This is a genomic window from Rhizobium sp. BK456, from assembly GCF_014194045.1.
In the GTDB taxonomy this organism is placed as follows: domain Bacteria; phylum Pseudomonadota; class Alphaproteobacteria; order Rhizobiales; family Rhizobiaceae; genus Rhizobium; species Rhizobium redzepovicii.
Genome location: NZ_JACIAO010000003.1, coordinates 608,920 through 629,376, shown reverse-complemented (window position 1 = coordinate 629,376; position 20,457 = coordinate 608,920). Strand labels below are relative to the sequence as shown.

Sequence of the window (20,457 nt, the reverse complement as noted above, 5' to 3'; positions counted from 1 at the left end):
GAAGTCCGGGTGCGGTCGTTTTGACATGTTACGGACGTAAATCTGAACGAGCGGTTCCAAAGGCCGCATAACGAAGCCCACTTGCCGGATGGCAACTGGAATGCAAGGAGAACAGGCGTGGCACGTATCGCTGGCGTCAACATCCCGACTGCGAAGCGCGTTGTTATCGCGTTGACCTACATTCACGGGATCGGTCCGAAATTCGCACAGGAAATCGTCGAGAAGGTCGGTATCCCGGCTGAACGTCGTGTGCATCAGCTGACGGACGCCGAAGTCCTTCAGATCCGCGAAGCCATCGACCGCGACTATCAGGTCGAAGGTGATCTTCGTCGCGATACCGCGATGAACATCAAGCGCCTGATGGACCTCGGCTGCTACCGCGGCCTGCGTCATCGCCGCGGCCTTCCGGTCCGCGGTCAGCGCACGCATACCAATGCCCGCACCCGCAAGGGCCCGGCAAAGGCAATCGCTGGCAAGAAGAAGTAATTTCCGGGAAACCGGGGTGGGGAGGCTGGCGGTCTGCGCCGGCCTCTTTTGAGTTTGGAGCGGGACCATATAGGCGCCGTTCCGGTGTAGCCGCTGGCATTACGGCGGTGAAGAGATCAACGAAAGGAATACCATGGCTAAGGAAGCCGTCCGCGTTCGCCGTCGTGAACGCAAGAACATCTCGTCGGGTGTCGCTCACGTCAACTCGACCTTCAACAACACGATGATCACCATCACCGATGCCCAGGGCAACGCGATCGCTTGGTCGTCGGCTGGCGCCAAGGGTTTCAAGGGCTCGCGCAAGTCGACCCCGTTCGCTGCCCAGATTGCTGCTGAAGACTGCGCCAAGAAGGCTCAGGAGCACGGCATGAAGTCGCTGGAAGTCGAAGTCTGCGGTCCGGGTTCGGGTCGTGAATCGGCTCTGCGCGCGCTCCAGGCTGCAGGTTTCATGATCACGTCCATCCGCGACGTGACCCCGATCCCGCACAATGGCTGCCGTCCGCGCAAGAAGCGCCGCGTCTGATCATCGCTCTCGTCACTGGTGAGCGCCTTGGCGCTCCCGGTGGTTTTCAAGCTCGGTTGCCACGATTGGATGGTGGCAACGAACGGAAGGCAAACTCATGATTCAGAAGAACTGGCAGGAACTGATCAAGCCGAACAAGGTGGAGTTCTCCTCGAGCTCGCGCACCAGGGCGACGCTTGTTGCCGAACCGCTGGAGCGCGGCTTCGGCCTCACCCTCGGCAATGCGCTTCGCCGCGTTCTGCTCTCCTCGCTGCGCGGCGCTGCCGTTACGGCGGTGCAGATCGATGGCGTGCTGCATGAATTCTCCTCGATTCCGGGCGTCCGCGAAGACGTGACGGACATCGTGCTCAACATCAAGGAAATCGCCATCAAGATGGATGGCGACGACGCAAAGCGCATGGTCGTGCGCAAGCAGGGCCCGGGCGTTGTCACGGCTGGCGACATCCAGACGGTCGGCGATATCGAAATCCTCAACCCCGAGCATGTCATCTGCACGCTCGACGAGGGCGCCGAAATCCGCATGGAGTTCACCGTCAACAACGGCAAGGGCTACGTTCCGGCTGAGCGCAATCGTGCGGAAGATGCTCCGATCGGTCTCATCCCGGTCGACAGCCTCTATTCGCCGGTCAAGAAGGTGTCCTACAAGGTAGAAAATACCCGCGAAGGACAGGTTCTCGACTACGACAAGCTGAACATGACCATCGAAACCGATGGCTCGATCACCGGCGAAGACGCCGTCGCTTTTGCGGCGCGCATTCTCCAGGATCAGCTTGGCGTCTTCGTCAACTTCGACGAGCCGCAGAAGGAAACCGAAGAGGAAGCAGTCACCGAACTCGCTTTCAACCCGGCTCTCCTGAAGAAGGTGGACGAACTCGAACTGTCGGTCCGTTCGGCAAACTGCCTGAAGAACGACAACATCGTCTACATCGGCGACCTCATTCAGAAGACCGAAGCAGAAATGCTCCGCACACCGAATTTTGGTCGCAAGTCGCTGAACGAAATCAAGGAAGTTCTCGCTTCCATGGGCCTGCACCTCGGCATGGAAGTGCCGGCATGGCCGCCCGAGAACATCGAAGATCTCGCCAAGCGTTACGAAGACCAATATTGAGAAAACAAAAGGCAGGCTCTTTCGGCTGCCTTTCCCCGTCAAACAGCAGGCCGATCGCCTGCATGTGCCAGGAAACGGCAGGCCCACGTAACGTAAGGGCACCTGCATTAAAGGAGAATAGCAATGCGCCATGGTAAAGCCGGCCGCAAGCTGAATAGAACTGCAAGCCACCGCAAGGCGATGTTCGCCAACATGGCGGCTTCGCTGATTACCCACGAGCAGATCGTCACGACTCTGCCGAAGGCCAAGGAAATCCGTCCGATCGTCGAGAAGCTCGTCACGCTCGGCAAGCGCGGCGACCTGCATGCTCGCCGTCAGGCGATCTCGCAGATCCGCGATGCCGCTGTCGTCTCGAAGCTGTTCGACACGATCGCAACGCGTTACGCCACCCGCAATGGCGGCTATCTGCGTATCATGAAGGCCGGCTTCCGCCAGGGCGACAATGCCGCCATGGCAGTTGTCGAATTCGTTGACCGCGACACCTTCGCCAAGGGCGCAGCCGACAAGGCCCGCGTCGCTGCCGAAGAGCAGGCCGTCGCCGCTTAATCTTCCGCTCCGTCGGAAACAAAACAGCCGGGCTCGCAAAGCCCGGCTGTTTTTGTTTGTTCAGAGCAGCGGGCCGGACCTTCGCTCTGTGACGACGGCTAAGCCTGACAATGCGGTATCTGCATAAAAGCTGTTGGAATGGCCGGGATTGTGAGGGACAGCTGAATTGCAGGAAATCATTCAAACCCGCTCCCGCGTGCAGTTCCGTCGTCTCGCCACTCTACTTCTCGTCATCTTCCTCGGACTGGCGCTCAGGCGCTTCGGCTACGCGATCGAGCTGCCCTTCATCGTCGTCAAATATGGCGGTCGGCGCTCTGGGGGGCGATGGTCTATCTGCTCATGGCGCTCTTGGTCGCACGGTCACGACCGGCAATCATTGCCGTCATGGCGCTGTTCCTGGCGATCGCAGTGGAGTTGTTCCGTCTCTATCATACGCCTTGGCTCGACGCATTTCGCCTGACGACCGCAGGCGCACTGCTGCTCGGCCACGTCTTTTCGCTCTGGAACATTCCGGCCTATGCGATCGGTATCGCCGTGGCCTGCGCCTGCGATCCCGTCCATCGGGCGGCAGTTGATTCCCGCCGATAGCTCTACGGTCTCATGAAGCCGACGCCATGGCGCGATTGCGCGTCCGTCCCTGGCCCTTTTTCCGGTTGCGGGCGATCGGCCGCCAGGAGCGGTAGAGGATGAGGGCGATGATTAGCCCGACATAGATATATTGCTCGAAATCGAGGATCTTGGTCGAGAGCGCGAAATGCAGCGCTCCGCAGGCGGCGATGATCGTGACGACGCGGTGCAGCCGGATCCAGCTCTTGCCGAGGCGGCGGATCGAGAAGTTGTTGGATGTCACCGCCAGCGGTATGAGCATCGCAAGTCCGGCCATCCCGAACATGATGAAAGGCCGCTTCAGCACGTCGTTGACGACGGCGTGGATATCCATCGCTTGGTCGAGCACCATGTAGACGGTGAAATGCATCAGCGCGTAATAGAAGGTCAGCAAGCCCAGCGCGCGGCGGTAACGCAGATAGTTCCAGCCGAGGAGTTCGCGGGCCGGGGAGACGGCAAGTGTTGCGATCAGGAAGCGGATCGTCCAGATGCCGAGAAACAGCTCGAAGGTCTTGACCGGATCGGCGCCGAGCTGATCGGTCGCGCCGAGATAGAATGTCCAGGCCGCAGGCACCAGCCCCACGACATAAAGCAGCCAGACGGAAGCGGGCTGCCAGCGCTTCGGGATGGCGAGCGACAATTCCGCCATCAGAAATTCGCCTTCAGATCCATGCCTGCATAGAGGCCCGCCACCTCGTCGGCATAACCGTTGAAGGGCAGGGTGGGGTGACGGCTCGCGCCGAAGAAGCCGCTTTCGCCGATGCGCCGTTCGCTCGCCTGGCTCCAGCGCGGATGGTCGACCGAAGGATTGACGTTGGCGTAGAAGCCGTATTCCTGCGGATTGGTCACCTGCCAGGTGTTCTTCGGCTGCTGGTCGGTGAGCGTCATCCTGACGATCGACTTGATGCCCTTGAAGCCGTATTTCCACGGCACGACGAGGCGGATCGGCGCGCCGTTCTGGTTCGGCAGTGTTTCGCCATAAAGCCCGACGGCAAGCAGCGTCAGCGGATGGCGCGCCTCGTCGAGCCGCAGACCTTCGACATAGGGCCAGTCGAGCGACTGGAAGAAGCCCTTCTGCCCCGGCATTTCCTCCGGCCGCACCACGGTTTCGAAGGCGACATATTTGGCGCTGCCGAGCGGCTCCACCTTGTCGAGCAGCGATGCCAGCGGAAAGCCATCCCAGGGAATGACCATCGACCAGGCCTCGACGCAGCGCATGCGGTAGGTGCGCTCCTCGATCGGGAATTCCTTGATCAGCGCCTCGAGGTCGAAGGTGCCAGGTTTGTTGACCATGCCGTCGACCTTGATCGTCCAGGGCAGCGGTTTGAAATCGCCGGAATTCGCCGCAGGATCGCCCTTGTCGAGGCCGAACTCATAGAAATTGTTGTAGGTCGTGACGTCCTTGATCGGCGTCGGCTTCTCGTCGACCTTGTATTTGCTCTCGACGGCGGAAAGGGCCGCCGCACTCGCTGTGCCGGCGCCGTAGAGCGCCATGGCGCCGAGTGCTGCAGCACCGAGGAATTCTCGGCGGCGCAGATAGAGCTGGTGCGGCGTGATCTCCGACGACGCGATCTTCGGTGGGCGATAGCTAGGCATGTCGAAAACCTCCAAGGCGGATTTCCTCAATATAGTTCTTAAACGAACCGCCCGCATATTCGGATTAGTGTCTAAGCCTTGAATATTGCTGACGGGAAGCCAATTTTTTGTGTTCGGCTGTGATGAAATAGGCTGTAACCGAGCGCCGCGCCGAACCGTATATGCCCAATGGCGCTCGAGGCGCTTCTCCAGGCAGCGTACCGGATTTGGCCTTGCCGGTAGTGACAGCCCCCGCCGATTGGATTAGGACAATTCCAAACAGCAGCGTTGCCCGGCCGCAGGCTCAATGCCGCCCCGCTTCGCCTGATGATCTCCGACACGTCGAGGAAGATACCGATGCCAGCCTACCGTTCCAGAACCACGACCCACGGCCGCAACATGGCAGGCGCGCGCGGCCTTTGGCGCGCCACGGGCATGAAGGATTCGGATTTCGGCAAGCCGATTATCGCGGTGGTGAATTCTTTCACCCAGTTCGTGCCCGGCCACGTGCACCTGAAGGATCTCGGCCAGCTCGTTGCCCGCGAAATCGAGGCGGCCGGCGGCGTTGCCAAGGAGTTCAACACGATCGCCGTCGACGACGGCATCGCCATGGGCCATGACGGCATGCTCTATTCGCTGCCTTCGCGCGAACTCATCGCCGACAGTGTCGAATACATGGTCAATGCCCATTGCGCCGACGCTATGGTCTGCATCTCCAATTGCGACAAGATCACCCCCGGCATGCTGATGGCGTCGCTGCGCCTCAACATACCCACAGTCTTCGTCTCGGGCGGCCCGATGGAAGCGGGCAAGGTCGTGCTGCACGGCAAGACGCATGCGCTCGACCTCGTCGATGCCATGGTCGCAGCAGCCGATGAAAAAATCAGCGACGAGGAAGTTCAGACCATCGAGCGCTCGGCCTGTCCGACCTGCGGCTCCTGCTCCGGCATGTTTACCGCCAATTCGATGAACTGCCTGACCGAGGCGCTCGGCCTGTCGCTGCCCGGCAACGGCTCGACGCTTGCAACCCACGCCGACCGCAAGCGCCTCTTCGTCGAGGCCGGCCATCTGATCGTCGATCTCGCCCGCCGTTACTACGAGCAGGACGATATCAAGGCGCTGCCGCGCACCATCGCCTCCAAGCAGGCCTTCGAGAATGCCATGGCGCTCGATATCGCCATGGGCGGCTCGACCAATACGGTCCTGCACATCCTCGCCGCCGCCCACGAAGGCGAAATCGATTTCACCATGGCCGATATCGACGCACTCTCGCGCCGGGTGCCCTGCCTGTCGAAGGTCGCACCCGCCAAGAGCGATGTTCATATGGAAGACGTGCACCGCGCCGGCGGCATCATGTCGATCCTCGGAGAGCTCGATAAGGGAGGTCTCTTGAACCGCAATTGCCCGACAGTGCATGCCGAAACGCTGGGCGATGCAATCGACCGCTGGGATATTACCCGCACCACCAGCGAAACCGTCCGCAACTTCTATCGTGCCGCACCCGGCGGCATCCCGACCCAGGTCGCCTTCAGCCAGGAGGCCCGTTGGGACGAACTCGACACCGACCGCCAGAACGGCGTCATCCGCTCGGTCGAACATCCTTTCTCTAGGGATGGCGGCCTTGCCGTGCTCAAGGGCAATCTCGCGGTCGACGGGTGCATCGTCAAGACGGCCGGCGTCGATGAATCGATCCTGAAATTTTCCGGCCCGGCCCGTGTCTTCGAAAGCCAGGATGCCTCCGTCAAGGCGATCCTCGCCAATGAGGTGAAGGCCGGCGACGTCGTCGTCATTCGCTACGAAGGCCCGAAGGGCGGCCCCGGCATGCAGGAAATGCTCTATCCGACGAGCTATCTGAAATCGAAGGGCCTCGGCAAGGCCTGCGCGCTGATCACTGACGGCCGCTTCTCCGGCGGTACCTCCGGCCTCTCGATCGGCCACGCCTCGCCGGAAGCGGCAAATGGCGGTACGATCGGCCTGGTGCGCGAAGGCGACATGATCGACATCGACATCCCGAACCGCACGATCAGCCTGCGCGTCGACGAGGCTGAACTTGCCGCCCGCCGCGCCGATCAGGACGCCAAGGGCTGGCATCCCACAGAAGTGCGCAAGCGCAACGTCACGACGGCGCTGAAGGCTTACGCCGCCTTCGCGACGAGCGCCGATCGCGGCGCCGTGCGGGATCTGAACGCTCGCTAACGCGCGTCAATCGATAGTCTTTTCGACCGGTCGCTTTCAAAGCGGCCGGTTGATGTTTTTATAGCTCTCGCCGAGCTGCTTCAGCCGCTCATCATAGGCAGCCTTGATACAGACGGCATCCGCCGCGCATTCCTGCCGTTTCTTCAGCCAGGCGGTCTGCTCGTCCTGCAATGTCCCGCGCGCGCCCATCGCCAGCAGGCCGGAGAGCAGCTCGAAGGTCGTCACCATCTTCACGTCGGCGTCGTTGAGCGCGCGATTGTCGCAGATCGTCTTTTCGTCCGGCTTCAATTCCTTCGCGTCGCAGTCGAAACTCGCCGCCTGTGCCATATCCGATGCGAAGATCGAAATCGCAAAACCAAAACCCATCATCATCGCTCTTGCCGTCATCATTCCTGTTCCTGTTGCTGCCGGTCAAACCAGGTTGCGCAATGCCAGAGCCAGGAAGATGATGCAGGCAAGCCAGACGGCAAGGATGAAGATCAGTCCGGCCCGGCCGGAGGGGCGCTCGATACGTCTTGCCGCCTCGTCGCGAAGCGCGCTCATCACCTCAGCCGGGATAAGCCGCGTCGCCAGCAGAATGCCGAGAGGCACGATGATGAGATCGTCGAGATAACCGAGCACGGGAATGAAATCGGGGATGAGATCGACGGGCGACAGCGCATAGGCGGCAACGGCGCCGGCCACCGCTTTCGCATGCCACGGCACCCGCGGATCCCGCGCGGCAAGCCATAGGGCGACGATGTCACGCTTCAGTGACTTCGCCCAGATTTTGGCTTTTGATATCAGTTGCATGGCCAAATTTCCTGAATCGAATTCGCAAAGGCTTCAAGCGCAGTCTCGTGGGGTCGTCTCTGCCTCATTCTTCCATGCTTCCGCCCTCTTTCCTTTCTAGCGTCGGGCGGCAGACAGGATGAATTTGGGCCGGTTCGGCCTGAAATCTGAATGCTGTTCGCATTAAATAGTTAGAGGAGGATGTCGTCCGAAAACCGCTCACACTTTTCGGCATCATGCTCTAATACGATCCACAAGAGGATTCAAAAGGGATACCCATGCAAGGCCTGTTCAAGCGCGCCTCCGTCTCGCTACTCGCTCTCATGCTCGTTCTGCCGGCTGCGGCCAATGCGCAGACCGCAAAGACGGTGCCCGAGAGCCAGATGCAGATGCAGCTCTCCTTCGCGCCGCTCGTCAAACAGACGTCGGGCGCCGTCGTCAATGTCTATGCGGAAAAGACCGTCCGGCTGCAGTCGCCCTTTGCCGGCGACCCCTTCTTCGAGCAGTTCTTCGGCCAGCAGATGCCGAATCGCTCGGAAAAGCAGTCCTCGCTCGGTTCCGGCGTCATCGTCGAGGCGAACGGCACTGTGGTGACCAACAATCACGTGGTCGAAGGCGCCGATGATATCAAGGTTGCGCTGCCGGATGGCCGCGAATTCCCCTGCAAAGTGGTACTGCGTGATGACCGCGTCGATCTTGCCGTGTTGAAGATCGACACCAAGGAAAGTTTCCCGACATTGCCGATCGGCAATTCCGATGCCGTCGAGGTCGGTGATCTCGTTCTGGCGATCGGCAATCCCTTCGGCGTCGGCCAGACGGTGACGAGCGGTATCGTCTCCGCACTGGCCCGCAACCAGGTGGTCAGGAACGAGTTCGGCTTCTTCATCCAGACCGACGCCTCGATCAATCCCGGCAATTCCGGCGGCGCTCTGATGAACATGAAGGGTGAGTTGATCGGCATCAACACCGCGATCTTCTCGCGCGGAGGCGGCTCGAACGGTATCGGCTTTGCCATCCCCGCCAATCTGGTCAAGGTCTTCCTCGCCTCGGCCGATGCCGGCGTCAAATCCTTCGAGCGGCCCTATGTCGGCGCGAGTTTCGATGCCGTGACCTCGGAAGTCGCCGAAGCGCTTGGACTGAATAAGGCTCGCGGCGCGCTGGTCGTCAAGGTCTCGGAAGGCGGCCCGGCCGCCAAGGCCGGGCTGAAGGCCGGTGAAATCATCACCGCTGTCGACGGTATTTCGGTCGAGCATCCGGATGCGCTGCTTTACCGGCTGACGACGGCCGGTCTCGGAAAATCGGTCAAGCTCACGGTCGTCGAGAACGGCCGCGAGGAGCAGCTGCCGCTGACGCTCGATCGCGCCCCGGAAACCTCGCCGCGCGACCAGCGCACCATCGGCGGGCGTACCCCCTTCAGCGGCGCTGTCGTCGAGAACCTGTCGCCGCGGGTCGCCGACGAGCTGCGCATGCCGCCGGAATCGGCAGGCGTCGTCGTATCCGAGGTGAAGGAGGATTCGCCTGCCGCCCGACTCGGTTTCGAGCCGAAGGATATCATCGTCTCGATCAACGGCACCGATGTGAAGTCGACCAGCGAGCTGTCCCAAATCGCCGATAGCGACCCCGGCCTCTGGCGGGTGGAAATCGAGCGCGACGGCCAGCGCATCCGGCAGTTCTTCCGATGAGCAATGATCTCTTCGCGCCGCGTGTTCCGGAGGAGGTTGCCGCCAAGCGGCCGCTTGCCGACCGGCTGCGGCCGAAGACGCTCGCCGATGTCACCGGTCAGGAACATCTGACCGGTGAAGACGGCGTGCTGAAACGAATGATCGAAAGCGGTTCGCTCGGCTCGATGATCTTCTGGGGCCCGCCCGGCACCGGCAAGACGACGGTGGCGCGGCTGCTGTCGGGCGAGGCGGGGCTGGCTTTCGAGCAGATTTCAGCGATCTTTTCCGGTGTCGCCGATCTGAAGAAGGTGTTCGAAACGGCCCGCCTGCGCCGCATGGACGGTCGTCAGACGCTGCTCTTCGTCGACGAGATCCACCGTTTCAACCGCGCCCAGCAGGACAGTTTCCTGCCCGTCATGGAGGATGGCACCGTTATCCTCGTCGGCGCCACCACCGAAAACCCGTCCTTCGAGCTCAACGCCGCTCTGCTGTCGCGCGCCCGGGTGCTGACCTTCAAGTCGCATGACGAGGAGAGCCTGGAGGAATTGCTGAGGCGCGCCGAGGCGATCGAGCAGAAGCCGCTGCCGTTGACCGAGGAAGCGCGTCTCAGCCTGATCCGCATGGCCGACGGCGACGGCCGTGCGGTGCTGACCCTTGCCGAAGAGGTGTGGCGAGCCGCCCGCGATGGCGAGAGCTTCGACACCGAAGGCCTGACGCGGATCGTCCAGCGCCGCGCGCCCGTCTACGACAAGGCGCAGGACGGCCATTACAATCTGATCTCGGCGCTGCACAAATCCGTGCGCGGCTCGGATCCCGATGCCGCTCTATATTATCTCGCCCGCATGTTCGATGCCGGCGAGGATCCGCTCTATCTCGGCCGACGGCTGGTGCGCATGGCGGTGGAAGATATCGGCCTTGCCGATCCGCAGGCGCTGGTGATCTGCAACGCCGCCAAGGATGCTTATGATTATCTCGGCTCTCCGGAAGGCGAACTGGCGCTGGCGCAGGCCTGCGTCTATCTCGCCACCGCGCCGAAATCGAATGCCGTCTACACCGCCTTCAAGGCGGCAAGCCAGGCCGCCAAGCAGAACGGCTCGCTGCTTCCACCGAAGCATATCCTCAATGCGCCGACCAAGCTGATGAAGGGCGAAGGTTACGGCGACGGCTACCGCTACGATCACGATGAACCGGACGCCTTTTCCGGCCAGGATTATTTCCCAGAGAAAATGGGCCGCCAAACCTTCTACGATCCTCCGGAGCGCGGCTTCGAGCGCGATATCCGCAAGCGGCTGGAATGGTGGGCGAAGCTTCGCAAGGAGCGCAACCCGCGCTGACGCCTCTGTGGCTGTTCGGTTGGCGAACGCGGCTCAGCCGCCAAGAGCGATCGCTATTGCAACCAGAAGCAATCCAAGACACGTCATCGTCATGCCTGCCTGAAAGGCCCTGCCTCCGGAAAATTTCGCCCACGCATAACCCGTCACAAACAGCAGCATGATCAGAAACAGGTTGCTGACCCTCAAGGCAAGGTGCGCGTCTTCGAGGAGAAAGAATGGGAGAACTGCCGGAATGGCGGTCGCCGAAACCAGGAGGAAGACGGCGATTGCGGCGGACAGATCACCTTTCGAAAATGACACCTTAACTGGGGCGGCCCGGCGTGCGAGGGTCAGCAGCGATTGATAGAGCGCGTCCGTGTCGGCGGCCTTCGCAGAGAATGGCGCTTCTTTAATCGGGAATTCGTTCGCGAGAACCATGAGCGCTTCAGATTCGTCCCCGGCGGCTTTGATTTGCCGGAAAAGGCGCAGCCGCCTGCTCTTGTAAAATGTGGTACCCAGAATGAACAAGACGGCGTCGATGATCCCCCACGCGACATTGCATCCGATCGTCGCGACGATCAACTCGTGGACATTTAATCCTTCTTCTTCAAAAACAAGCCTGGAACCAACCGTCAAGGTCAGCGCCATGATCAATCCGAAAAGGATTTCCCCTAACGCATCGCCTGGATCGATGATTTTGGTGATGCGACCGGTCGGGTTCGACGTCATGGACTACTCCCACATGATGAAAATCCTGCAGCGTCGCGCGTCGTCGATTCCGATTCAAGGAATTACGCAATAGCCAGCGGTTTCCGCTCGCTATCGGAACATGAAATCGCGAGCCGAGTTGCAGCTGGCGGCCTGAAGAATTGTGATCGACCTTGCCGCCCAATTCATTGATTGCGATCAAAGGTCAGTGTGATTGGCCACATTGTGACCAGGGCCTCTTGCTGATGGGGCGTTGTCTGCACATGCCCGGTGCTTTCCACGTGGCGGAGGGGCGGTGCTGCAAAGCTCAGGAGGACCGCGGCGTCTTCTGATTGGCTGGCGCGGCGATTACCTTGACGGTGGATTCCGCCAACCCGTGATGACCTTCCATGTCGACGACGACATGCCAGTGACCGTGTTCCGGAACGGCAAGCTTGACTGGCGATTTGCGCGCCACGCCGCCGATATATTTGAAATCGAGAACTTCGGTGAAGCGCTGGAAATTCGGCGCCGACATCAGCCGCACATTGTTCACCGCATTCAACGACACCTCGACGATCGTTCCGGCGCGTTGTTCCTTAAGATCATAGTGGGTGAAGCGAAAATTCGGTTTCGGCATCGGTCTCGTGGTGTCTGACGTCTCTGCGGCGAGATTTTACCAGCATGCCGGTTAAGGAAAAGTTGGATATCGGTCGCAAAGCCCGATCGGAGAAATTCCGAAACCCGGTGTCGGAAAGGCCTGGCCCCCGCCGTCCTTGCGGTATTGATGCAAAAACGGAGCAAGGACATGTTGAAAATGAGGCTGATTTCGATGATCGCAACCGTCGCCGCATTCCTGGCCGCGCCCGACATGGCAGGCGCCGGCGGTGCGCCGAGCGAGGATAAGGCGGTCGCGCCGATAGTCAGGAAGGGAAGCGTACCGGTCAACGGTATTGACTATTACTACGAAATCCGCGGGGAGGGCGAACCGCTGCTGCTACTGCACGGCGGCCTCGGGCAGATCGAGATGTTCGCGCCGGTCATGCCTGTTTTCGCCGACCACCGGCAGGTGATCGCCGTCGATCTGCAGGGCCATGGCCGTACGCCCCTCGGCAAGCGGCCGATCGACCTTGCTGCAATCGGCGCCGACCTTGCGATCCTGGTGAAGCAGCTCGGTTACGACAAGCTCAACGTCTTCGGTTATTCCTTCGGCGGCGGGGTGGCGCTGAACATGGCGGCGAATGCGCCCGACCGCGTGCGCCGCCTGGTAATCCTCTCGGCGCCCTATGCGCAGAACGGCTTCTTCCCGGAGATGCTGCCGCAGCAGGCGGCCGTCGGCGCCGGCATGGCCGAGATGATGAAAGACACGCCGATGTTCCTCAGCTACAAAGCGGTGGCGCCCGACGTTTCCGAGTTTCCGAAGCTGCTCGACGCCATGGGTGCGTTGATGCGCGAACCCAAGGATTATAGCGATGCCGTCGCAAGGCTCACTATGCCGGTGATGCTGATCTATGGCGATGCCGATATGATCCGCCCCGAGCATATGATCGACTTCTACCACAAGCTCGGCGGCGGCCTGCGCGATGCGGGCTGGATGCGGGAGAACATGTCGAAGAACCGGCTGGCGATCCTGCCCGATCTCACCCATTACGAGACCTTCGCTTCGCCGCTGATGGCCAATGTGGCGATGACTTTCCTCGACGGCGGCGGCAAGGCGCCGAACTGGGCCGATCAGGTCGGCAAATAAAGTGAGGCGGTCGGGCTTCTGGTCACGAGCGAACCTGCGCCGCACCCCGATATCCGGGAAGCGGCGCAGGCATGGTCTTGGGTATCAGGCCGAGGCCGTTGCATCGCTCGGAAAATCCGTGGAGACGGCAAGTTCACGCCAGGCGGCAAGTTCCTTTTCGACGCTAGCATGCTGCCCTTCGATCATGGCCACCGTATCGCTGCCGAACGGCATGCGCAGCGGCGGGTTGCCCGAATTGACCATTGTCATGATGCCGGCTGCGAGCTTGGCGGGGTTGCCGGGCTGGGCATGATTGGCGTCGGCGGCGAAATTCCGCATGTTGCCGGCCGGCGTGCCTTCGTAATCGGCGATGGAGGCCGGGCTGACCGCGAGCGATGTGTCGGCGAGAAAGTCGGTGCGGAAGAAGCCGGGCTCGATGATCGTCACCTTGATGCCGAACGGTTCGAGTTCCGCGGCCATCGATTCCGACAGGCCTTCGACGGCGAATTTCGTCGAGCCGTAGACGCCCCAGCCGGGATAGCCGAAGTAACCGCCGATCGAGGAAAAGTTCAGGATATGGCCGGAACGCTGGCGGCGCATATAGGGCAGCACGGCGCGCGTCACCTTCAGAAGGCCGAAGACATTCGTGGCATAGAGCTTTTCGATCTCCTCGGCCGTGCCCTCCTCGACGGCACCGAGCAGGCCGTAGCCAGCATTGTTGGCGAGAACATCAATGCGGCCGAAGCGGGCGATGCCGGCTGCCGCAGCTTCTTTCGCCTGGGCCTCGTTGGTGACGTCAAGGGCGACGGCGAGGAGGTTCGGATGATCGCCGAACTGCTCGGTGACGGTCTTCGGGTTGCGGGCGGTGGCGATAACGGCATCGCCAGCGGCGAGAGCTTCCTTGGTCATCAGCGCGCCGAAGCCGCGGGATGCACCGGTGATGAACCAGACTTTCATGACAAATTCCTTTCGAGGACTAATTGGCTGTCTCGGCGTCGCATCTCTGTTGCTGACGGGGCTGAATTTGACCGAAAATCCGTTGCTGTATAAGATTTGTTATTCTTGAAACTATGATGAGCAAAATTCAGCAATGCGTGCCACCGACCTTTCCGAACTCGCTGCCTTCGCGGCCGTTGCCCGCCATAAGAGTTTTCGCAAAGCGGGCGAGGAGAGGGGTGTCACCGCCTCGGCGGTCAGCCATGCCGTCCTCAATCTCGAAGATCGGATAGGCATTCGCCTGCTCAACCGCACGACGCGCAGCGTCTCGCTGACCGAGGCCGGCGAACTACTGATCTCGCATCTCGACCCGGCCTTCGGCGAGATGGCGGCAGCGCTCGATGCGCTGAACCGTTACCGCGACACGCCCTTCGGCAAGGTGAGGATCAACGTGCCGAATTCGATCGGCCCCTTCGTCATTGGCCGCGTCATTGCCCCGCTGCTCCAGCGTAATCCCAATCTGCAACTGGAGATCAACGCAACGGACAGGCTGGTCAATATCGTCGAGGAGGGTTTCGATGCCGGCATCCGCTTCGGCGAGCGTGTCACCGAGGGCATGATCGCGCTGCGCATCAAGCCGCGGATCCGTCTGGTCGTCGTCGGTTCGCCTGCCTATTTCGAGGCCCGACCGAAGCCGGCGACGCCGCACGATCTCAAGCGCCATCTCTGTATCCAGAACATGTTTCCGTCAGGCGCGCGCTATACCTGGGAGTTCGAGAAGGATGGCCAGACGGTCAGCTTTCAGCCGACCGGACCTCTGTCGCTCGATGATCACGAACTGATGCTGCAGGCAGCGCTCGGCGGCGTCGGCCTTGCCTATATCTGGGAGCCGCGGGTGGAGAAGGCGATTGCCGACGGAGAACTGATCCAGGTGCTCGACGACTGGTGCCAGCCGGAGGAGCCGCTCTATCTCTACTATCCGAGCCGCCGCCACATGTCGGCGGGCTTCAGGGCGGTCATCGATGCGATGAAAGCCGAGTAAAAAAGCTCAGGATTCGCACTCTTCACCCTTTTGACTCCTGCGGGTGAACCGGCCAATGATGCTGCCATGGCCGCCATGGTCAGCATCATCGGGAGAGGTTGATGAACGGTCGGATTTTGCCAACTGTCAATCGAAGCGCATTAAAGCGGCTCGGCGGTCTGTTGCCCGCATTGGCCACGGTGATGTTGCTGGCCTCGCCGGCCGTCGGAAAGGACATTGAACCGCAAAGCCAGGCCTCGCGCGAGCAGGTCGAAAAACTCGTCGGCCTCTGGAAAGATCATTTTACCGGCGCCGATAGCCTGCAGCAGCGGCGGACAGCCTTCCGAACGCTGCTGGAAACGACGCCGGGGCCGACACGCATCCAGGTCCGGCAGGTCGATGCCGACGGCGTCGATGCCGAGCTGATGTGGCCCGCCCGTCTTCATCACCCGATCGGCCAAAGGGTGATCCTTTATATTCATGGCGGCGGCTTTTCGGGCGGCTCTATCCGCACGCACAGCCTGCTTGCCGGCTCGCTCGCCAAGGCCGCATCCAGCGACGTGCTTCTGATCGAGTATCGGCTAATGCCCGAATATACCTATCCCGCTCAGATCAACGACGCGCTGACGGCCTATCGCTGGCTTCTCGACAACGGCTATCGCGCCGAGAATGTCGTCGTGGCGGGAGACGGCGCCGGCGGCAATATCGCGCTGGAGACGGTGCTGCGGCAGAGGCAGGCGGCAAAACCGCTGCCGGCGGCCGTCATTGCGCTCAGCCCCATCACCGATCTTGCCGCGACCGGCGGATCGATGACATCGAATGCCGACAGCGATCCGCTGGTCGGCAGGGCCTCGATCGAAACTTTGCGCAAGGCCTATCTCGGCAGCCGGTCGCCGAACGATCCCCAGGCATCGCCGCTTTATGCCGACATGACCGGCTTTCCGCCGCTACTGCTGCAGGTTGGCTCCGGCGAAGCGCTGTTGGACGATACGCTGCGGCTCGCCGACAAGGCACGTCAGGCGGGGGTGGATGTCACCACCGAGATTTGGCCGGGCATGCCGCATCAGTGGCAGCTGTTTCCCTCGCTGCTCGACGATGCCGACCGGTCGAGCCAGAATATCGCCGAATTTGCGATCCGGCATTTCGCAGACAAGCCGCAGGAGTAGGACCGCAGAAGCAGGGGCTTCACGTCCTCGCGCTCCGCCTTATTGCGATGTGCCACGCGACGGTGACGGCGCCAGAGGCCGCTCGACCTCCCGGCCGACGCTGAGCGCCTTTCTGACATTCGGCTCCAGCCGCTCGATATAGGCGTGATCGGGTGCAGCCCCCAGCGCATCCAGCATTTTCGAGAAGAAACACCGGGCCGCCGCCGCGGCCGTGACGTCGAAGACCTCGGCATCGCTCAGCCCGTGTTTTTTCAGCCCGTCTATATCCTGCTGGGTGATCGACGTCGCGTCGCGCGCCACCTTGGCGGCAAAAGCCATGATCGCCCTTTCGCCGGCATCGATCGGCGCTTTCTCCGTTTCGTTGACGACAGCCGTCAGCCCGTCGCTGGTAAAACCTTCCCGCAGCAGCACCGAGCCGTGCGCCAGCATGCAATAGGAGGATTTCAGCTCCTTGGCCGCCGCCAGCGTCACCAGCTCATAGCGCCTGAGGCTCATATGTCCGCGAATGCTGGAAAGCAGCGCTGCCCAGTTCTCCATCACCTCCGGCCGGTGTCCGAAGGCGCGGTACATGTTCGGCAGATAACCATAATTCGCCTCGGCCGACGCATACATCGACGTCGTCTTCTCGCTGGCGGATGCATTGGGGGTGTGAATGAAAGCCATGGCATGGTCCTCCTCTATAGCGAGAAGGATAGGGTAGATATTGAGGACAGCAATCCTGAAATATCAGGCAGCGTCGCTGTTCTCAGAAGCGTTACCGGTGCGCCTGATCGGAAGGGTTACGGTGAATGTCGATCCGCAGCCTCTCGCGCTTCGAACCTCTATCGAGCCGTTGTGCAGTTCGACGATCTGCTTCACCAGGTTCAGGCCAATGCCCGTCCCGGCAATTCCGGTCGACGTTCCGGCACGAAAATAGCGCTGGAACAGCCGGGGCACGTCTTCGGGATCGATCCCCACCCCGTCATCGCTGATCGAAACTTTGACGTTTCCCGTCTCCTCCCATGCCGTGACGCGAATTTCCGAGGTTCCGGGCGCGTATTTGACGGCGTTGGACAGCAGGTTGGTAAAGACCTGCGCTAAAGTTCGGGGATCGGCATCGATGAACTCCGGCAGCCCGTCGATATCCAACACGAAGCTGTGCGTTTTGGCGATCGTCGACTGCCGCTCGCAACAGCTTCTTATCAATGATCGCAAGGCGCAGGCATCGTAGCTGATGTCGATCTTGCCGGTGTCGAGGCGCCCGGCCGAAAGGATGCTCTCCATGAGATCGACTATCCGGTTCACCGATGCGCGGATCTGATCGACCTTGTCGCTTAAGAATTCGGGCTCGACTGCTCCTCTTTTGCGCAGCAGCCGCTGGGCGGCAGCGTCGATGATGGCGAGCGGGGTGCGGAATTCATGGGAGGCCATTGCCACGAACTGCCGCTGCAATTCGTTGATGTTCCGCTCCTGCGCAAGCATTCGCTCGAGTTCCCGCGCCTGCCGCTCGACCTCGGCCGTGCGGCTCTGCACCGTCGTTTCGAGCTGATCGTGGTGCTGGCGCAGCTCTTCCGTCAGCCGCACTGTTTTGGTGACGTCTTCGTGGGTGGCGACGTATCCACCGTTCTGCATCGGATTGTGGGTGATTTTGATGACGCGGCCGTCGGAAAGCACGATATTCTGGCTGGCCACCGCGCCGCGCGCGGTCGCTTCGAACACCACATCGAAATAGGTGGCAGTGTCGGCCGGACCATTTCCCTCGCGGCTGCGATAAGCCAGGATATCGACAAGCGGCGTCCCCGGTTGCGTCAATCGGTCCGGCAGATTGTACATCCGCGCGTAGGCTGGGTTGCACAGGATCAGCTTCTTCGTCGAATCGAACATGCACAGCCCGTGCGGCATGTTGCGGAGTGCTGCGTCGAACCGGTGATGTTGTTCGGTGAGACTGTCTTCGACGCGGATCAGGGTCGAGATGTCTTCGTAGCTGAGGATCCAGCCTCCCTCTTTCGATGGGGCGTAGGTCATTGAGACCATCCGTCCGTCAGACAGCGCAAACTGAGACGTGTGCGGCCTGCCTGTCGTCGACTGCCGGCATGCGGCCGCGCGGCAATCGGCGGTGCCCGGCAGTCCGTCGATATTCATTCCTCTGCCGATGGCTCCAGCCGGCAGCCCGAGAATATCGAGGGTGCGGGAGTTGAACGCCGTCACCCTATTGGCAGAATCAAGCAGAACGATGCCCTGCGGCAGGCTCTCCAGAATGGATTCAAACGAGTGTGGCGTCATCCCGCCCTGCTTCAGATCTGACACGTTGCACGTATCCGTAGCATTCGTCAGAAACGATAAAGTTTCGCTAAAGCCTATCGGCGGGGGCTCATCGAGAGCAATTCCAGCAACAGTGCGCCGCGGTTTTGCATCACCTAGCCGCGTTGGTCGCGCTGCTCGTCCAGAAGATCAAGGCTGTCCTCTCCCGCCTCGTTGACGTCACTCGGCATGGCTTTGCCGGTCTGCTGATAAACAAGCCAGGCGACGTGCATTCCACCCGCCTTCGCTGGGCTTACCTGCCGCCTCGGTAAGACGACGAAGAGTCCCGCGCTCCTCATCGCCGTAGACAAGATCGGAGAAATATCCGCCGGTTAGGCGCCCGCCATCGCCCCAGGCGCGGATTGCCGCCAAGGCGGCCTCTGCTTCCGCCGCGTCGGGTTCGGTCCGCCTAATTTGCGCCACCAGAGATGCGGCGACGGCTGTCAGGCGCTGTGCCTGTTCGCGTGGCGGCAGAGCGGTCAGTTCAGCGCGCAATGTCATGTTTCGATGATCTCCTCCACTGGTCGCGGCGCAATGATTGTCTCGACAGCATAAGGGACGAGTCCCGAATCCTCCACGACTTTGCAACCGCAGGCGCCTCTCAACTGTGGCCGGAATTTAGATCGTTCCAATTTTTTAGTTGAAATGTTGACAACGAAATAAAGCTGGCAACTCACTAGAAGCAAATAAATTCATACCGGATCCCTAAATTTTCCTTGACAGAATTGGAACGTTCCAAATATTTATCCATCAGTCGACGTCGTGGTCGGAGAGGAAAATGACAAAGGCGCGGGTGACCGTCATTGACATCGCAAAGGCCGCCGGCGTCTCCAAGTCGACGGTGTCGCTGGTGTTGCAGGGCTCCTCCCTGGTCAATGAGGGGACGCGCTCCAAGGTCAATGCCGTGATGCGCGAACTCGGCTATGTCTATAATCGCGGCGCCGCCAATCTTCGCCAAGCCGGTGCGAAATCGAAGATTGTCGGAGTTGTCGTCAACGATCTGACGAACAGCTTCTTTGCGGAGCTGGCGGTCGGCGTCGATATGGTCGTTCAGTCGGCCGGCTTCGTGCAGTTCCTGTCGAACACCGGCGAGAGCATCGGCCGGCAGCGTGAGGTTGTCGCCTCGATGCGTGAGCACGGCATTTCCGGCCTCATCGTCTCGCCGGCCCGCGCCACCGATGCCGCCGACTTCAAGCCGCTCGTTGCAGCCGGGATTCCAGTCGTGGTCGTCGTTCGAAACCTGCCCGGCGCCAAGGTCTCGTCGATCGTTTCCGACAACCAGGCCGGCATGATGTCCGCGGTCAAGCATCTGGCGGGCCTCGGTCACAAGCGCATCGCTTTTCTCGGCGGCTTTCCGGACACCGCCGTCTTCGACGACAGGCTTGCCGGCTACCGAAGCGGCGTTGAGGCAGCCGGGCTCGACTATCACGAAGAACTCGTCATCGCGTCCGCGCCGTCGCGGGCCGGCGGGGTAGAGGCGATCGGAAAAGCGATTGCGCTCGGCCGCCGGCCGACCGCGGCCGTCTGCTTCAACGATGCGGTGGCGTTCGGCGTTTGCGACGGGTTGCGCGCGCGCCGGCTGGAGCCGGGTGCCGACTTCGCCGTGGTGGGCTTCGACGATGTCATCGAGGCCCAGGCAGCGGTCCCGGCGCTGACGACGGTCTCGGTCGACCCGCAGGGCATCGGGCGTCGCGGCGCGCAGATGCTGCTCAAGCAGATCAATGCGGGCAAGGCCGAAGCCGAGACGGTGACGACGGCCGTTCGGCTGGTCGTTCGCGAAAGCTGCGGCGCCGGCAGGGCCCCGCCGTCGAAGACCGGCAAGAGCGTAAAATCGAAACAGGACGCCGAGTAATGCA

General features: G+C 61.2%; 21 protein-coding genes and 1 pseudogene. 12 read left to right on the top strand and 10 right to left on the bottom strand.

Annotated elements, in window-relative coordinates; genetic code table 11:
* Nucleotides 1-117: 117 nt before the first annotated feature.
* The 5 genes and pseudogenes from rpsM to FHX03_RS12755 all read left to right on the top strand — a co-directional run bounded on the left by rpsM (nt 118) and on the right by FHX03_RS12755 (nt 3,251).
* The gene (gene rpsM / locus FHX03_RS12775; RefSeq protein WP_003573772.1) at nt 118-486 is read left to right on the top strand and encodes a 30S ribosomal protein S13; all 369 of its coding nucleotides are present in this window, start codon (nt 118-120) and stop codon (nt 484-486) included.
* A 133-nt stretch (nt 487-619) separates the two neighbouring features.
* Nucleotides 620-1,009: a 30S ribosomal protein S11 gene (gene rpsK / locus FHX03_RS12770; RefSeq protein ID WP_003547577.1), complete on the top strand. Its 390-nt coding sequence runs from the start codon at nt 620-622 to the stop codon at nt 1,007-1,009.
* A gap of 97 nt (nt 1,010-1,106) precedes the next feature.
* The gene (locus FHX03_RS12765) at nt 1,107-2,117 is read left to right on the top strand and encodes a DNA-directed RNA polymerase subunit alpha (protein WP_003547579.1); all 1,011 of its coding nucleotides are present in this window, start codon (nt 1,107-1,109) and stop codon (nt 2,115-2,117) included.
* Between the two features lie 123 nt (nt 2,118-2,240).
* Complete coding sequence (gene rplQ, locus FHX03_RS12760; RefSeq protein ID WP_003573769.1) at nt 2,241-2,663, top strand: 50S ribosomal protein L17; 423 nt, start codon at nt 2,241-2,243, stop codon at nt 2,661-2,663.
* Nucleotides 2,664-2,829: 166 nt separating this feature from the next.
* Nucleotides 2,830-3,251 (top strand): annotated as a pseudogene (locus tag FHX03_RS12755) (DUF2809 domain-containing protein).
* Between the two features lie 10 nt (nt 3,252-3,261).
* Here FHX03_RS12755 and msrQ read toward each other — a convergent pair.
* Both msrQ and msrP read right to left on the bottom strand, forming a co-directional pair.
* Nucleotides 3,262-3,918, bottom strand: a complete 657-nt coding sequence (gene msrQ / locus FHX03_RS12750; protein WP_183853933.1) for a protein-methionine-sulfoxide reductase heme-binding subunit MsrQ — start codon at nt 3,916-3,918, stop codon at nt 3,262-3,264.
* Nucleotides 3,918-4,865 (bottom strand): protein-methionine-sulfoxide reductase catalytic subunit MsrP, encoded by a 948-nt coding sequence (msrP, locus tag FHX03_RS12745; RefSeq protein ID WP_183853931.1) that lies wholly within the window; start codon nt 4,863-4,865, stop codon nt 3,918-3,920. The genes msrQ and msrP overlap by 1 nt, the downstream gene beginning before the upstream one ends.
* 336 nt (nt 4,866-5,201) lie before the next feature.
* Here msrP and ilvD point away from each other — a divergent pair, with 336 nt between their 5' ends.
* The gene (gene ilvD, locus FHX03_RS12740; protein ID WP_183782415.1) at nt 5,202-7,040 is read left to right on the top strand and encodes a dihydroxy-acid dehydratase; all 1,839 of its coding nucleotides are present in this window, start codon (nt 5,202-5,204) and stop codon (nt 7,038-7,040) included.
* 36 nt (nt 7,041-7,076) lie between these two features.
* On the opposite strand, the gene FHX03_RS12735 is transcribed toward ilvD, so the two are convergent.
* The gene (locus FHX03_RS12735; protein ID WP_097629955.1) at nt 7,077-7,430 is read right to left on the bottom strand and encodes a lysozyme inhibitor LprI family protein; all 354 of its coding nucleotides are present in this window, start codon (nt 7,428-7,430) and stop codon (nt 7,077-7,079) included.
* Between the two features lie 21 nt (nt 7,431-7,451).
* Nucleotides 7,452-7,832, bottom strand: coding sequence for a YkvA family protein (locus FHX03_RS12730; RefSeq protein ID WP_097629954.1), 381 nt, complete (start codon nt 7,830-7,832; stop codon nt 7,452-7,454).
* A gap of 257 nt (nt 7,833-8,089) precedes the next feature.
* Here FHX03_RS12730 and FHX03_RS12725 point away from each other — a divergent pair, with 257 nt between their 5' ends.
* Both FHX03_RS12725 and FHX03_RS12720 read left to right on the top strand, forming a co-directional pair.
* Nucleotides 8,090-9,493 (top strand): DegQ family serine endoprotease, encoded by a 1,404-nt coding sequence (locus FHX03_RS12725; RefSeq protein WP_183853929.1) that lies wholly within the window; start codon nt 8,090-8,092, stop codon nt 9,491-9,493.
* A complete protein-coding gene (locus FHX03_RS12720) occupies nt 9,490-10,806 on the top strand; it encodes a replication-associated recombination protein A (protein WP_183782408.1) in 1,317 nt (438 codons plus the stop codon). Before FHX03_RS12725 ends, FHX03_RS12720 begins: the two co-directional genes overlap by 4 nt.
* Before the next feature lie 33 nt (nt 10,807-10,839).
* Here the strand turns inward: FHX03_RS12720 and FHX03_RS12715 are convergent, their stop codons facing one another.
* Nucleotides 10,840-11,514 (bottom strand): VIT1/CCC1 transporter family protein, encoded by a 675-nt coding sequence (locus FHX03_RS12715; protein WP_183853927.1) that lies wholly within the window; start codon nt 11,512-11,514, stop codon nt 10,840-10,842.
* A gap of 286 nt (nt 11,515-11,800) precedes the next feature.
* A complete protein-coding gene (locus FHX03_RS12710) occupies nt 11,801-12,112 on the bottom strand; it encodes a DUF1883 domain-containing protein (protein ID WP_131711842.1) in 312 nt (103 codons plus the stop codon).
* 168 nt (nt 12,113-12,280) lie between these two features.
* Between FHX03_RS12710 and FHX03_RS12705 the strand changes: the two genes are divergently transcribed.
* Nucleotides 12,281-13,219: an alpha/beta fold hydrolase gene (locus tag FHX03_RS12705; RefSeq protein WP_183853925.1), complete on the top strand. Its 939-nt coding sequence runs from the start codon at nt 12,281-12,283 to the stop codon at nt 13,217-13,219.
* A gap of 84 nt (nt 13,220-13,303) precedes the next feature.
* On the opposite strand, the gene FHX03_RS12700 is transcribed toward FHX03_RS12705, so the two are convergent.
* Nucleotides 13,304-14,155 carry an oxidoreductase gene (locus tag FHX03_RS12700; protein WP_183853923.1) on the bottom strand — a complete coding sequence of 284 codons (852 nt, stop codon included), beginning with the start codon at nt 14,153-14,155 and terminating at the stop codon, nt 13,304-13,306.
* Nucleotides 14,156-14,288: 133 nt separating this feature from the next.
* Here FHX03_RS12700 and FHX03_RS12695 point away from each other — a divergent pair, with 133 nt between their 5' ends.
* On the top strand, nt 14,289-15,176 hold the full coding sequence (locus FHX03_RS12695) for a LysR family transcriptional regulator (RefSeq protein WP_183853921.1): 888 nt from the start codon (nt 14,289-14,291) through the stop codon (nt 15,174-15,176).
* A 170-nt stretch (nt 15,177-15,346) separates the two neighbouring features.
* Entirely contained in the window at nt 15,347-16,321 is a 975-nt protein-coding gene (locus tag FHX03_RS12690) for an alpha/beta hydrolase (RefSeq protein WP_183782427.1), read from the top strand.
* A 39-nt stretch (nt 16,322-16,360) separates the two neighbouring features.
* Here the strand turns inward: FHX03_RS12690 and FHX03_RS12685 are convergent, their stop codons facing one another.
* The 3 genes from FHX03_RS12685 to FHX03_RS12675 all read right to left on the bottom strand — a co-directional run bounded on the left by FHX03_RS12685 (nt 16,361) and on the right by FHX03_RS12675 (nt 19,102).
* Nucleotides 16,361-16,984 carry a carboxymuconolactone decarboxylase family protein gene (locus FHX03_RS12685; protein ID WP_012557380.1) on the bottom strand — a complete coding sequence of 208 codons (624 nt, stop codon included), beginning with the start codon at nt 16,982-16,984 and terminating at the stop codon, nt 16,361-16,363.
* A gap of 63 nt (nt 16,985-17,047) precedes the next feature.
* Nucleotides 17,048-18,583, bottom strand: coding sequence for a PAS-domain containing protein (locus tag FHX03_RS12680; RefSeq protein WP_183782424.1), 1,536 nt, complete (start codon nt 18,581-18,583; stop codon nt 17,048-17,050).
* 198 nt (nt 18,584-18,781) lie between these two features.
* Nucleotides 18,782-19,102 carry a hypothetical protein gene (locus FHX03_RS12675; RefSeq protein WP_246699230.1) on the bottom strand — a complete coding sequence of 107 codons (321 nt, stop codon included), beginning with the start codon at nt 19,100-19,102 and terminating at the stop codon, nt 18,782-18,784.
* Between the two features lie 277 nt (nt 19,103-19,379).
* Between FHX03_RS12675 and FHX03_RS12670 the strand changes: the two genes are divergently transcribed.
* Nucleotides 19,380-20,453, top strand: a complete 1,074-nt coding sequence (locus tag FHX03_RS12670; RefSeq protein WP_183853919.1) for a LacI family DNA-binding transcriptional regulator — start codon at nt 19,380-19,382, stop codon at nt 20,451-20,453.
* The last annotated feature ends 4 nt before the right edge of the window (nt 20,454-20,457 follow it).